This window comes from Rhodanobacter aciditrophus, assembly GCF_050026795.1.
In the GTDB taxonomy this organism is placed as follows: Bacteria; Pseudomonadota; Gammaproteobacteria; order Xanthomonadales; family Rhodanobacteraceae; genus Rhodanobacter_A.
Genome location: NZ_JALBWP010000012.1, coordinates 1 through 12,769 on the forward strand (window position 1 = coordinate 1; position 12,769 = coordinate 12,769).

Annotated in this window: 14 protein-coding genes and 1 tRNA gene; 10 read left to right on the forward strand and 5 right to left on the reverse strand. The window is 69.3% G+C overall.

From position 1 onward, the window contains the following. Both ACQGNW_RS13155 and aqpZ read right to left on the reverse strand, forming a co-directional pair. A partial coding sequence (locus tag ACQGNW_RS13155; protein ID WP_426664795.1) for a hypothetical protein occupies positions 1-301 on the reverse strand: 301 nt, incomplete at its 3' end. Then, entirely contained in the window at positions 253-984 is a 732-nt protein-coding gene (aqpZ, locus tag ACQGNW_RS13160) for an aquaporin Z (protein ID WP_426663661.1), read from the reverse strand. The genes aqpZ and ACQGNW_RS13155, both read right to left, overlap by 49 nt. Before the next feature lie 282 nt (positions 985-1,266). On the opposite strand from aqpZ, the gene ACQGNW_RS13165 reads away from it, so the two are divergent. Then, complete coding sequence (locus tag ACQGNW_RS13165) at positions 1,267-2,580, forward strand: MFS transporter (RefSeq protein WP_426663662.1); 1,314 nt, start codon at positions 1,267-1,269, stop codon at positions 2,578-2,580. On the opposite strand, the gene ACQGNW_RS13170 is transcribed toward ACQGNW_RS13165, so the two are convergent. Both ACQGNW_RS13170 and sbcB read right to left on the reverse strand, forming a co-directional pair. Then, positions 2,577-3,263 carry a DUF2461 domain-containing protein gene (locus ACQGNW_RS13170; protein ID WP_426663663.1) on the reverse strand — a complete coding sequence of 229 codons (687 nt, stop codon included), beginning with the start codon at positions 3,261-3,263 and terminating at the stop codon, positions 2,577-2,579. The genes ACQGNW_RS13165 and ACQGNW_RS13170 overlap by 4 nt on opposite strands. Before the next feature lie 9 nt (positions 3,264-3,272). Then, a complete protein-coding gene (gene sbcB / locus ACQGNW_RS13175; protein ID WP_426663664.1) occupies positions 3,273-4,706 on the reverse strand; it encodes an exodeoxyribonuclease I in 1,434 nt (477 codons plus the stop codon). A gap of 332 nt (positions 4,707-5,038) precedes the next feature. On the opposite strand from sbcB, the gene orn reads away from it, so the two are divergent. The 4 genes from orn to ACQGNW_RS13195 all read left to right on the forward strand — a co-directional run bounded on the left by orn (position 5,039) and on the right by ACQGNW_RS13195 (position 8,993). After that, entirely contained in the window at positions 5,039-5,605 is a 567-nt protein-coding gene (gene orn, locus ACQGNW_RS13180; RefSeq protein WP_426663665.1) for an oligoribonuclease, read from the forward strand. Continuing rightward, positions 5,602-6,516 (forward strand): dihydropteroate synthase, encoded by a 915-nt coding sequence (gene folP / locus ACQGNW_RS13185; protein ID WP_426663666.1) that lies wholly within the window; start codon positions 5,602-5,604, stop codon positions 6,514-6,516. Before orn ends, folP begins: the two co-directional genes overlap by 4 nt. Before the next feature lie 70 nt (positions 6,517-6,586). Continuing rightward, positions 6,587-7,933 carry a phosphoglucosamine mutase gene (gene glmM / locus ACQGNW_RS13190; RefSeq protein WP_426663667.1) on the forward strand — a complete coding sequence of 449 codons (1,347 nt, stop codon included), beginning with the start codon at positions 6,587-6,589 and terminating at the stop codon, positions 7,931-7,933. A 124-nt stretch (positions 7,934-8,057) separates the two neighbouring features. Beyond that, a complete protein-coding gene (locus ACQGNW_RS13195; protein WP_426663668.1) occupies positions 8,058-8,993 on the forward strand; it encodes an isopenicillin N synthase family dioxygenase in 936 nt (311 codons plus the stop codon). 192 nt (positions 8,994-9,185) lie between these two features. On the opposite strand, the gene ACQGNW_RS13200 is transcribed toward ACQGNW_RS13195, so the two are convergent. Beyond that, on the reverse strand, positions 9,186-9,995 hold the full coding sequence (locus ACQGNW_RS13200) for an SDR family NAD(P)-dependent oxidoreductase (protein WP_426663669.1): 810 nt from the start codon (positions 9,993-9,995) through the stop codon (positions 9,186-9,188). 110 nt (positions 9,996-10,105) lie between these two features. Here ACQGNW_RS13200 and tpiA point away from each other — a divergent pair, with 110 nt between their 5' ends. From tpiA to ACQGNW_RS13225, 5 genes are all read left to right on the forward strand, one after another. Continuing rightward, a complete protein-coding gene (gene tpiA, locus ACQGNW_RS13205) occupies positions 10,106-10,855 on the forward strand; it encodes a triose-phosphate isomerase (RefSeq protein WP_426663670.1) in 750 nt (249 codons plus the stop codon). Positions 10,856-10,873: 18 nt separating this feature from the next. After that, a complete protein-coding gene (gene secG / locus ACQGNW_RS13210) occupies positions 10,874-11,329 on the forward strand; it encodes a preprotein translocase subunit SecG (protein ID WP_426663671.1) in 456 nt (151 codons plus the stop codon). Positions 11,330-11,340: 11 nt separating this feature from the next. Next, positions 11,341-11,425: transfer RNA gene (locus ACQGNW_RS13215), tRNA-Leu, on the forward strand. 264 nt (positions 11,426-11,689) lie between these two features. Then, positions 11,690-11,947 (forward strand): hypothetical protein, encoded by a 258-nt coding sequence (locus ACQGNW_RS13220; protein ID WP_426663672.1) that lies wholly within the window; start codon positions 11,690-11,692, stop codon positions 11,945-11,947. A gap of 140 nt (positions 11,948-12,087) precedes the next feature. Then, complete coding sequence (locus ACQGNW_RS13225) at positions 12,088-12,741, forward strand: response regulator (RefSeq protein ID WP_426663673.1); 654 nt, start codon at positions 12,088-12,090, stop codon at positions 12,739-12,741. Positions 12,742-12,769: the final 28 nt, after the last annotated feature.

Sequence of the window (12,769 nt, forward strand, 5' to 3'; positions counted from 1 at the left end):
CCCCCCCCCCCCCCCCCCCCCCCCCCCCCCCCCCCCCCCCCCCCCCCCCCCCCCCCCCCCCCCCCCCCCCCCCCCCCCCCCCCCCCCCCCCCCCCCCCCCCCCCCCCCCCCCCCCCCCCCCCCCCCCGCCCCCCCCCCCCCCCCCCCCCCCCCCCCCCCCCCCCCCCCCCCCCCCCCCCCCCCCCCCCCCCCCCCCCCCCCCGCCCCGCGGGGGGCGGCCCCCCGCGGCCGGGGCGCGCGGCCCCCCGACGCTCAGGCCCGGTCGCCCCGGATCTCCGGCTGCGCGGGCCGGTCGCTCCACAGGTAGCGGTAGATCAGGCCGCCGGCGATGCCGCCGACGATCGGCATCACCCAGAAGAACCACAGCTGCCCCAACGCCCAGCCGCCCTGGAACAGGGCCACCCCGGTCGAGCGCGCCGGGTTCACCGAGGTGTTGGTGACCGGGATGCTGATCAGGTGGATCAGGGTGAGCGCGAGGCCGATCGCGATGCCGGCGAAACCGACCGGCGCGCTCTTGTGGGTGGCACCCATGATGATGAAGATGAAGAAGCCGGTCATCACGATCTCGCACACCGCGGCCGCGCCCATCGAATAGCCGCCCGGCGAATGCGCGCCGTAGCCGTTCGAGGCGAAGCCGCCGCCGACGGGGTCGAAGCCCGCCTTGCCCGAGGCGATCACGTACAGCACCGCGCCGGCCACCAGGCCGCCGATCACCTGGGCGACGATGTAGGGGATCACTTCCTTCAGCGGAAAGCGTCCGCCGGCGGCGAGGCCGCAGGTCACCGCCGGGTTGATGTGGCAGCCGGAGATGTGGCCGATGGCGTAGCACATCGTCAGCAGGGTCAGGCCGAAGGCCAGCGCCACGCCGGCGAAGCCGATGCCCAGCTCGGGGAATCCCGCGGCCAGCACGGCGCTGCCGCAGCCCCCCAGCACCAGCCAGAACGTGCCGAAGAATTCGGCGGTCATGCGTTTGCCCAGGTTCATCGAAGACTCCTTCCCGATTGCGTGAATGGACACGTGCGCCGCGGCGTGCGGCGGCTGCCGGATCGCTGGCCGGAGGCCAGGGTCGAACGACGTTTCCTCTCCCCCTGAAAACGACGCCGGGCGGGTCGCGTGCTGTCGAGGCGCCTGGGTGGCCCGCCCGTGTGGCCCGGCATCCCGCCGGACGGCGGCAGCATAGGGGATGCGGGCGGCATCGCGAAGTGTCGCGCGGGGAACAGTCTCTGCGTTATGTTGCCGAACCCTTCACTCGCCCGCGGTTCCCTCATGAACGAAGCCACGACATGGTCGACACTGGATGTGACCGGCGCGGCGGCGCGCCGGCTGGATCGCCGCGACGCGCGCACCCTGCTGCTGTCCGCGCTGGGCGGTGCGCTGGAGTTCTACGACTTCGTGGTGTTCGTGTTCCTCGCGCGGCAGCTGGGCGAGCTGTTCTTCCCGCAGGGCACTGCGCCGTGGCTGGCGCAGGTCAAGGTCTACGGCATCTTCGCGGCGGGCTACCTGGCGCGGCCGCTGGGCGGCATCGTGATGGCGCATTTCGGCGACCGTTCGGGACGCAAGCGCATGTTCGCGCTCAGCGTGTTCCTGATGGCGCTGCCCACGCTGGCGATCGGCATGCTGCCTACCCATGCGCAGATCGGCATGCTGGCGCCGCTGCTGCTCTTGCTGCTGCGCATCGTGCAGGGCATCGCGGTGGGCGGCGAGGTGCCGGGCGCCTGGGTGTTCGTGGCCGAACACGTGCCGGCCGGGCGCGTGGGTTTCGCCTGCGGCAGCCTCACCGCGGGACTGACCGCGGGCATCCTGATCGGCTCGCTGCTGGCGGCCTGGCTGAACGCCCGTCTGGACGTGGCGCAACTGCTCGGCTGGGGCTGGCGGCTGCCGTTCCTGCTTGGTGGCGTGTTCGGCTTCGTGGCGGTGTGGCTGCGCCGCTGGCTCAGCGAGACGCCGGTGTTCGCGGAAATGCGCGAGCGCGAGCAGCTCAGCCGCGAGCTGCCGCTGCGCGTGGTGCTGGCGGCGCACCGGCGCGGCGTCGCGGTGTCGATGCTGGTGACCTGGATGCTCACCGCCGCCGTGGTGGTGCTGATCCTGCTGCTGCCGTCGCTGGCGCCGAACAGCTTCGGCGTGCCGACGCGGCTGGCTTTCCTCGGCAACGCGCTGGCCGCGGGCGGACTCACCGCGGGCTGCGTGTTCTACGGCTGGCTGGCCGATCGCTTCGGTGCGCTGCAGACCCTGCTGGCGGGTTCGCTGGCGCTGATTGCAGGCACCTGGGCGCTGTTCGCCGACCTCGCCGCGGGCGGCGCGCATTTCCTGTCGCTGTACGCGCTGGCCGGGGTGCTGGTGGGCGTGGTCGGCGTGGTGCCGGTGCTGATGGTGCAGGCATTCCCGCCGCCGGTGCGCTTCTCCGGCCTGTCGTTCTCGTACAACGTGGCCTATGCCGTGTTCGGCGCCGGCACCGCCGCGATGATCGGCTGGCTCGCCATGCACGCCGGACGCATGGCGCCGGCGTATTACGTGGCGATCACCGCGCTGGTGAGCGCGGGCGTGAGCGCGTGGTTGCTGCTGCGCCGCAGGGCGGGCTAGAACTCCAGATCCTGCGTGGCGCAGAGGTAGTCCACCATCGGCGCCACGCGCCTGAAGCAGGCGACCGTCCACGGCAGCAGGTCCGTGGAACAGGCCAGCGCCTCGTCGAAGCCCTCGCCGCAGGCGAAGTCCTTGCGCTTGAGGTCCTCGATCAGCTCGTGGTTGGGGTCGTAGCCGTGCGGCGGGCGCTTCAGCGATTCGCCCCAGAAGCTCATGTGCTGGCGGAAGGCGGGACTTTGCGTGGCCTTCTTCCAGGCGGCGGGGTTGTCGGCGAGGAAGGCGCGGATCTTCTTCAGCGCATCGGGCTCGGGGTGCCACAGGCCGCCGCCGCCGAAGCAGTCGCCGGGCTGGATGTGCAGATAGAACGAGGGCGCGGGGATCTCGTGGCGACGCTCGTGGAAGAAGCGCGCACCCTGCCACGGCTTGTACGGCAGCTTGTTGTTCGAGTAGCGGGTGTCGCGGTAGATGCGGAACAGCGAGCCGCCGTTCTTGCGCGGGTCGGCGCGGTAGTGCGGGCTGATCTTCGCCAGCGGCGCCTGCAGGTCGGTGATGAGCTGCAGGAACGGTTCGCGCACGTGGCGCTCGTAGTCGTTCTTGTGCGCGGTGAACCACTCGCGGCTGTTGTTGCGGTCGAGCGCGCGCAGGAACTTGAAGGTGGCGGGGCTGAAATAGGCGTGGGGCATGGGGTTCCGTCAGAGACTGGCGGCGAGTTCCTCGCCCCAGGCTTGCAGTTGGTCGATGAGAGCCAGTTTCTCCTGCCGCGCGGGGTCGGCGCGCAGCGTGGCCAGCATGGCGAAGTAATCCTCCAGTGTCAGCGTGGTCAGTGCCGTGACGCGGGTCAGGCGGGCGCGGCGGAAGGCTTCCCAGCGCGCGCGCTCTTCCGCGTCCAGCGTTTCCGGCCAGTTGCGGGCGCGGTAGCGGAACAGCAGCTCGGGGTAGCGCGGGTCGCGGAACGGGAAGGCGCGCGTGGCCAGCTGCTCCGGCGGCGTGGCGCGCACTTCGCGCAGCAGGCGCTTGTCCGCGTCGGGGAGGAAGCCGTCGTACAGCGCCAGCTCGGGGTCTTCCGGCGGCGGCAGTTCGGCGGCGCGGGCGAACACGCGCGAAACCTTGGCGGCGAGGCCGTCGGCGGCGGCCAGCGCGTCGCGATGCGCTAGGCAGCGTTCGGGGTCGAGCTGCAGGCGCGCCAAGTCCACGCCCTTGAGGGCGGAGAGCGGCGCCAGCGCCGGCGCGCGGTTCGCGCGCACGGTGCGCAGCGGAATGCGCTCGACCTCCTCGGGCAGGTCGGCGCGCGCTGTGAACACGCGATCGGCGATCTCGTCCTCGTCCAGCGCCAGCAGTTCGGCGGGATCGGTGGCGAGATCGTAGACAATGATCTCGCCGGGGCGTGAAGGGTGCATCGCCAGCGGCGCGATCAGCGCGAGGCAGTGGCGGCTGGACGGATAGCGCGAGGACACGTGCACCAGCGGGGTCATCGCCGCCACGTCGAGCAGCTCGAACACGCGCTGCTTGCGGCGCAGCGCGTAGTGCCAGTCCCACAGCCGCGGCTGGCGCACGCGGATCAGGCGGGCGAGGTCGATCAGCGCGTACACGTCGGACAGTGCGTCGTGCGCGCGTTCCTGGTGCAGGTGATTGGCGGTGGCGAGGTGTTCGAGCCTGAAGCTGGGCGTGCCGTCCTCGCGGGTGGGCCACACGATACCTTCGGGCCGCAGCGCCTCGCACATGCGCGCGAGGTCGATCAGGTCCCAGCGCGAGTTGCCGTTCTCCCACTCGCGGCCGTAGGGCTCGTAGAAGTTGCGGTAGAGCAGTTGCCGCGTCACCTCGTCGTCGAAGCGCAGCGAGTTGTAGCCCACGCCGCAGGTGCCCGGCGCGGCAAGCTGCTCGTGCACGCGGGCTGCGAACTCCGCTTCGTTCACGCCTTCGCGCTCGGCCTGCTGCGGCGTGATGCCGGTGATCAGGCAGGCCTCGGGCTGGGGCAGGCTGTCGCGCGGCGGCCGGCCGAAGAACATCACCGGCTCCCCGACGATCTCCAGCTCCAGCGTGGTGCGGATGCCGGCGAACTGCACGGGGCGGTCGCGCCGGGTGTCGGCGCCGAAGGTCTCGTAGTCGTGCCAGAAGAAGGTCTGCATGGACCGATGATCGCATGCGGATGCCCCGATCGACCCCAGCGCAAGCCGCATCGGCCTGTCTGTCCGCGGACCGCGGGCGCGTCGTCGCATGCCGGGAAAGCCCATGGATGGTCGCGGCGTTGGGGGGCAGGGAAGCGACGCGCGCAGACGGACCGGCCCCACTTCCTGAATCCAGATGAGGGGGCGATGCCTGGAAGGCGCGCATGTCGTCGCGCGCATCCCTCCCATGCAGGCCGCCACGCACCCAAGCTGCGCGCCTCCGCGCACCATGCCGCCCGTGTGCCGGGGCCAACCGGCTCATCCCTTGATAGACTGCGCGGCCAGGAGGGCCCATGAGCCAAGCCAACGACGACAACCTGATCTGGATCGATCTTGAGATGACCGGCCTCGACACGGACGCCGATTCCATCCTCGAGATCGCCACCATCGTCACCGACAGGGACCTCAACGTGCTGGCCGAAGGGCCGGTGTTCGCGATCCGCCACGAGCTGGACCGGCTGGAAGCGATGGACGCCTGGAATCGCAACCAGCACGGCAGGTCCGGCCTGTGGCAGCAGGTGCTCGATTCCACCGCGGACCATGCCGCCGCGGAGCAGGCCACGCTGGACTTCCTGCGCGACTGGGTACCGGCGGGCAAGTCGCCGATGTGCGGCAACTCGATCTGCCAGGACCGCCGTTTCCTGCACCGGCAGATGCCGCGGCTGGAGCGCTACTTCCATTACCGCAATCTCGACGTGTCCACGCTGAAGGAACTGGTGCGGCGCTGGGCTCCAGCGATCGGCAGGGGTTTCGGCAAGGAGTCCGCGCACACCGCGCTGTCGGACATCCGCGATTCCATCGAGGAGCTGCGCTACTACCGCCGCCACATGGGCGCGCTGGGCGGACAGGACGAGGCATGAACGCGCTCGACGCGATGTTCGCGACGGTACTCGACTGCGCCGGTCGGCGGCTGGTGCTCGATCGCCCGAGGGTGGCCGGCATCATCAACGTCACGCCCGACTCGTTCTCCGACGGCGGCGAGCACGCCACCACGGAAGCGGCCGTGGCGCACGGGCTGGCGCTGGCGGACCAGGGCGCCGACATGCTCGACGTGGGCGGCGAATCCACCCGGCCCGGCGCGGCCGAGGTGCCGGTGGAGGAAGAGCTGCGCCGGGTGGTCCCGGTGATCGGGCAGCTGGCCGCGCGTACCGCGCTGCCGATCGCCGTCGACACCTCGAAGCCCGAGGTGATGCGCGCGGCGGTGGCTGCGGGCGCCGGCATGATCAACGACGTGTATGCGCTGCGCCGCGAAGGCGCGTTGGACACGGCTGCCGCACTCGGCATGCCGGTGTGCCTGATGCACATGCAGGGCGAGCCGCGCGGCATGCAGGACGCGCCGCATTACGGCGACGTGGTGGGTGAAGTGCACCGGTTCCTTGCCGACCGCCTGTTCGCCTGCGAATTGGCGGGCATCGACAAGCGCAAGGTGATGGTCGACCCGGGCTTCGGCTTCGGCAAGAACCTCGAACACAACCTGGCCCTGCTGCGCGCGCTGGAGCGTTTTGCCGACCTGGGCAGCGGCGTCTACGTCGGTTTGTCACGCAAGTCGATGATCGGCACGCTGACCGGCCGCAAGACACCGGCCGAGCGCGCGGCAGGCTCTGTCGCCGCCGCGTTGATCGCGGTGCAGCGCGGCGCGCGCCTGGTGCGTGTGCACGACGTGGCCGCCACGGTGGATGCGCTGGCGGTGTGGCAGGGCGTGCACGCGGGCGACGAGGCGCCGCGCCGCGATCCCGGGCCGCCGGCGCCGCGCTGGCCGGACGACGACTGACAAGAACCGACAGGACGACGGCCCACGAAGCGCCGCCGGCGGAACAGGGAACCCTTTCGGGAAGACACCTATGAGTCAATGCAAGTACTTCGGCACCGACGGCATCCGCGGCCGCGTGGGCGAGTGGCCGATCAACGCCGAATTCATGCTGCGCCTCGGTCGTGCGCTGGGCGCGGTGCTCAGGCAGCAGGGCGGGGCGCGCCGCGGCGTGCTGATCGGCAAGGACACGCGCGTTTCCGGTTACATGTTCGAGGCCGCGCTGGAAGCCGGCCTGGTCTCCGCCGGTGTGGACGTGCGCATGCTGGGGCCGATGCCGACGCCGGCGGTGGCCTTCCTCACCCGGTCGCTGCGCGCCGAGGCCGGCATCGTGATCAGCGCTTCGCACAACCCGCATCACGACAACGGCATCAAGTTCTTCTCCGCGCAGGGCGAGAAGCTCAGCGACGCGATGGAAGCGGCGATCGAGGCGGAGGTCGACGCGCCGTTCGTCACCGTGCCTTCCGAGCAGCTGGGCAAGGCGCGCCGCATCGACGACGCGGTGACCCGCTACGCCGAGTTCTGCAAGAGCACCGTGGCCGAGGACTTCAACCTCAACGGCCTGAAGATCGTGCTGGACTGCGCGAACGGCGCCACCTACCAGGTCGCGCCCAAGGTCTTCGTCGAGCTGGGCGCCGAGGTGACGGCGATCGGCGACAGGCCGGATGGCTTCAACATCAACCGCGAGGTGGGTTCCACCCACCCGCAGGCGCTGCAGCGCGCGGTGCTGGAGCAGGGAGCTGACCTCGGCATCGCCTTCGACGGCGACGGCGACCGCGTGCAGATGGTGGATCGCCGCGGCGAGCTGGCCGACGGCGACGACCTGCTCTACGTGATCGCCCGCGCCTGGCAGGCGCGCGGACTGCTGCGCGGGCCGGTGGTCGGCACGCTGATGAGCAACTACGGCCTGCAGCTGGCGCTGGAAGACCTCGGCATCGACCTGGTGCGCGCCAAGGTGGGTGACCGCTACGTGCTGCAGCAGCTCAAGGACCGCGGCGGCGTGCTGGGCGGCGAAACCTCGGGCCACATCCTGTGCCTGGACCGTGCCACCACCGGCGATGGCATCGTCTCCGCGCTGGCCGTGCTGGAGGCGCTGGCGGGCGAGGATCTCGCCACGGCAAGGCAGGGGCTCGCCAAGCTGCCCCAGGTGATGATCAACGTGCGTGCCGACGGTGCGCGCGAGGCGCTCGACAGCGAGGCGGTGCGGCAGGCGCTGGCCGTCACGGAACGGACCCTGCGCGGCCGTGGCCGCGTCGTGCTGCGCGCCTCCGGTACCGAACCGCTGGTGCGCGTCACGGTGGAGGGTGCCGATGCAGCCGAGGTGCAGCAATTGGCGCAAAGCCTGGCCGACGTCGTAAAATCCTCCGCAGAACGCTCGTGAACCAGCAGGCGCGTCGCGCCTGCCTCAGGTCAGTCCGGATCCGGTCGCCAAGGAATGGCCCGACGTGAACCGTCCCTGCGGTGGCGGTACACCCATCGACCGCATGCCTGAAGGATCCGAGCCCATGAACGACGTTCCCACCCTCGACATCCGCCGCTACGACACCGACCGCGAGGCCTTCGTTGCCGAGCTGGGCGCGGCCTACCGCGAATTCGGCTTCTGCTGCATCAGCGGGCACGGCATTTCGCGCGACCTGATCGACGGTGCCTACGACGTTTTCCGGCGTTTCTTCGCGCTGCCCACCGAAGTCAAGATGAAGTACCACGTGCCGGGCAGCGGCGGCGCGCGCGGCTACACGCCGTTCAAGGTGGAAACCGCAAAGGACAGCCGGTTCGCCGACCTCAAGGAGTTCTGGCACGTCGGCCGCGAGATCCCGCGCGATTCGAAATTCGCCGAGCTGATGCCGCCGAACCTGTGGCCGACCGAGGTGCCTGAGTTCCGCCGGTACGGCTACGGCCTGTACGAGGCGCTGGACCATCTCGGCACGCGCGTGTTGCGCGCGCTGGCCCTGCACATCGGCCTGCCCGAAAACTATTTCGAGGACAAGACCGACCAGGGCAACTCCATCCTGCGGCCGATCCACTATCCGCCGATCGTCGACGACAGCGTGCCCAACGTGCGCGCCGGCGCGCACGAGGACATCAACTTCATCACCCTGCTGGTGGGCGCCAGCGCGGAGGGCCTGGAAGTGCTCACCCGCGAGGGCGAGTGGCTGCCGATCACCACCGAGGGTGACGCCATCGTGGTCAACATTGGCGACATGCTGCAGCGCCTGAGCAACCACGTGTACCCGTCCACCACCCATCGTGTGGTGAACCCGCAGAACGCGAACGCGCGCAAGCCGCGCTACTCGGTGCCGTTCTTCCTGCACCCGAACCCCGACGTGGTGCTCGACCCGCTGCCGCAGTGCGTGACGCCGGACAACCCGAAGCGCTACGACGCGCCGATCACCTCGCACGAGTACCTGCAGCAGCGCCTGCGTGAGATCAAGCTGATCTGAGCCGATGCGCGAGAGGGGGCTTTCCGGCGTCTTTCCCGTCCGTTCGAGTTGCCCGATGCCCCAAGCCAGGTCCGCTCCCGAACATTCCCGGCGCGGCGTGCGCCCGGGGCCGGCTTCAGGACGAATCGTGTGCGGGAAGCCTGACCAGGTGTGCGCCTTTTCGTGGGGCGACGGACTCCAACGGCTGGTCCGCTATTCGTCGAACTGGCGATAGCGCCGCCCCTGCCGTGCCGACAGGCGCAGAGCCAGCCGGTCCGGCATCACCTTGAATGCGCTCTTGATGAAGCGGTTCACGCGACCGGTGACGCGCACCACTTCGCCGCGCTCCACGGCGTCGATGCCTTCGGCCACCACCGCCTCGGCGCCTTGCCACATGAAGCCGGGCAGCTTGTTCATCAGTGCACGGGTGCCGGTAACGTCGTGGAATTCGGACCAGGTGAAGCCAGGGCACAGCGCGCACACATGTACGCCGCGTTCGCGACTTTCCAGCGCCAACCCCTGCGAGAACTTGATAAGGAACGCCTTGGCGGGAGCGTACAGCGTGTGCCCCGCGGTGCCCGGCACGTGGCCGGCCAGGGAGGCCACGTTGACGACGCGGCCGTAGCCGCGTTCGCGCATGCCGGGCAGCAGGCACCACGCCAGCTCGATGGGGGCATTCAGCAGCACCTGCAAAAAGTCCGCATGCGTGCGCCAGTCGTTCGCCACAAAAGAGCCGGGCACGCCGTAGCCGGCGTTGTTGATCAGCCAGTCCACCATGAGGCCGCGCCGTGCCAGCTCCTCGCACAATGTCCTTGGCGCGACAGGGTCGGCGAGATCGGCTGCCTGCACGGTTATCGTGCAACCATGCCGCTCGTGCAGCTCCGCGGCCAGCGATTCGAGTCGGTCGACGCGTCGCGCAGTGAGCACCAGGTCGTGGCCACGCGCCGCTAGCGCGCGGGCGAAAGCGGCGCCGATGCCGGCAGACGCTCCGGTGACGAGGCTGAGGGGGCGGGCTGCTGTCATGCGTTTCTCCTGGAAGGCGCCGCTGCATCTTGGGCGTTGCGCTGCAGCAATACCAGTCCTGCTATCGTCCTGTAAAATCTCGCGTTTGTCCGAACGGAATGATGCCGAAGATGCGCAAGAAGCTCGTCGCCGCCAACTGGAAGATGCACGGCAGCCGCTCGATGACCGCTACCCTGTGCGGCGAGATCGCCTCGGCCGGCCCGGGCGACATCGACGTGGTGGTCTGCCCGCCGTTCCCCTACCTGGATGCCGTGGCTGCGGCCTGCGCAGAGGCTGGCATCGGTGTCGGCGCGCAGGACCTCAGCGAGCACGAAGGGCAGGGGGCGTACACCGGCGAGGTGTCCGCCGCGATGCTGGCCGATTGCGGTGCGCAGTGGGTGCTGGTGGGACACTCCGAACGCCGCCAATACCATGGCGAGAGCGACGCGCTGGTGGCGCGCAAGTTCGCCGCGGCGCGTGCCGGCGGCCTCACCCCCATTCTTTGCGTGGGCGAGACCCTGGCGCAGCGCGAAGCCGACGAAACCGAGGTGGTGATCGCACGCCAGCTGCAGGCCGTCCTCTCCCACAGCGGCATCGCCGCATTCGACACCGCGGTGGTCGCCTACGAGCCGGTGTGGGCGATCGGCACCGGACGTACTGCCACGCCGGAGCAGGCGCAGCAGGTGCATGCGTTCATCCGTAGCCAACTCCAAAAGGAAGATGCTATGATTGCCCGTCTGACCCGGCTGCTTTATGGCGGCAGCGTCAAGGCGGCCAATGCCGCCGAATTGTTCGCGCAGTCGGATGTGGACGGGGGGCTGATCGGTGGAGCCTCGCTGACCGCCTCCGACTTCCTTGGAATCTGCGCAGCGGCGCATTAGTCGCCACGGGCTCGATTGATGTTCGTCATTTTCAGCGTGTTTTACATCCTGATCGCCGCGGCCATGACCGTGTTGATCCTGCTGCAGAACGGCGAGGGCGCCAGCGCTGGCTCCGGCTTCGGCGGTGGTGCTTCGGCCACGGTGTTTGGTGCGCGTGGATCCGCCAACTTCCTTACCCGCGCCACGGCCGTGCTCGCCGCGCTGTTCTTCGCACTGAGTCTCGGCATGGGCGTGTATCTGCACAGCCATGGCGCGCAGCAGAACAGTGGCGCCGACCTCGGCGTGATGGCCGGCATGGGCAAGCAGCCGGCGCCGGCCAAGCAGGCTCCCGCTGCAGCCACGCCGGCGAATCCGGAAGTGCCGATGGCCACTCCGCCGGCCGCTGCGAACTCGGCGGTGCTTGGCGTACCGGCTGCGGGCAAGCAGCAGCAAAGCGAAGTGCCGGCCGCGCCGGTCCCGCAAAAACAGCACTGAGCAACACACCTGCCCAGGTGGCGGAATTGGTAGACGCACTACCTTGAGGTGGTAGCGCCGCAAGGCGTAGGGGTTCGAGTCCCCTCTTGGGCACCAATCGTGAATTTCCGGGGAAGCGGAAATCCAGAAAACCCGCCGCTTGGCGGGTTTTTCTTGTATGACTTGTCAGTAAAACTCACGGCAAATCCGACGAGCCGTCGCCATGGGCGATCGTAGTTCGCCCGCGAATCGGACACGATGCGTAGGCATGCGCCGACAGAGCATGCGGGCCAGGCGTGACACAGTGCGCGGAATCGATGGCGGGATTTGGTCCACCGACCGCCCCGCCGCAGCCGTCGCCCTCGCACCGGGATCGCCCACATGACGCTTGTCTCGCTTACCCCGACCGCAGCAGACCGGTGGAGTATCCGTCGTGGCAACACCACACTGTTCCGCGAGCTGCCACTGGGCCCCGCCATCAAGCTGGCGCGCGAGATTGCACGCGACGAACATCTGCGCCGTGGCCATGACACATGCGTGGAGATGCCTGGCGTCGGCGGCCCCATCAGCCTGGCGCAGTACGTGAAGTCTCCGCTCGATGCGACGAATGTCGCATCCGGCGAATCCGTGGCGATCTGAGCCCGTGCCGGCGTCGGCGTTTCGCTTGCATCCTTTGGCAAAGCCGCCTAGTTTCCAGCGTTGGGGAGGTTGTGGCGGAGGGGCGTTATCGTCTCCGCAGCACCGTGGCATTCAGGAGCATTCATCATGGAGGGCAAGGCATGATCCAGATCGTTCTGATCGACGACCACGAACTCGTGCGCACGGGTTTCAGGATGATCCTGCAGCAGCAGCCGGACATGGCCATCTGTGGCGAGGCGGCGAGCGCGGAAGATGGTCTGCGCCTGATTCGCAGCCTAAAGCCGGAGATCGCTTTGGTGGACGTGCATATGCCGGGCATGAGCGGGATCGAGCTCACCGAGCGGGTGAGCCGGGCCGAGTTGGCCACGCGCGTCGTGGTAGTCACCGTGGTCGACGACGGTCGCTTTCCGAAGCGCCTGCTCGACGCCGGCGCCTCGGGTTACCTGACCAAGGGCTGCAGTGCCGAGGAACTGGTGACGGCCGTGCGGCAGGTGGCCGGTGGCCGACGCTATCTGGCGCCGGCAGTGGCGCAGCAGCTGGCACTGGCCACGCTTGATGGCAGCAGTTCACCGTTCGACGCCCTGTCCAGCCGCGAGCTGGAGGTGGCGATGATGCTGGTGCGTGGCAAGCCGTTGACGATGATAGGCGAGCAGCTCAACCTCAGCCCGAAGACGGTATCGACCTACAAGCAACGGCTGATGGAGAAGTTGCGTGTGGAACACGTGCTCGGGTTGGCACACCTGATGACGGCACATGGCCTGATCGATGTGCCGAACCACCAGGTGGGTGCCTGAATCCGTTGGCTTGAATCCCGCCCACAAA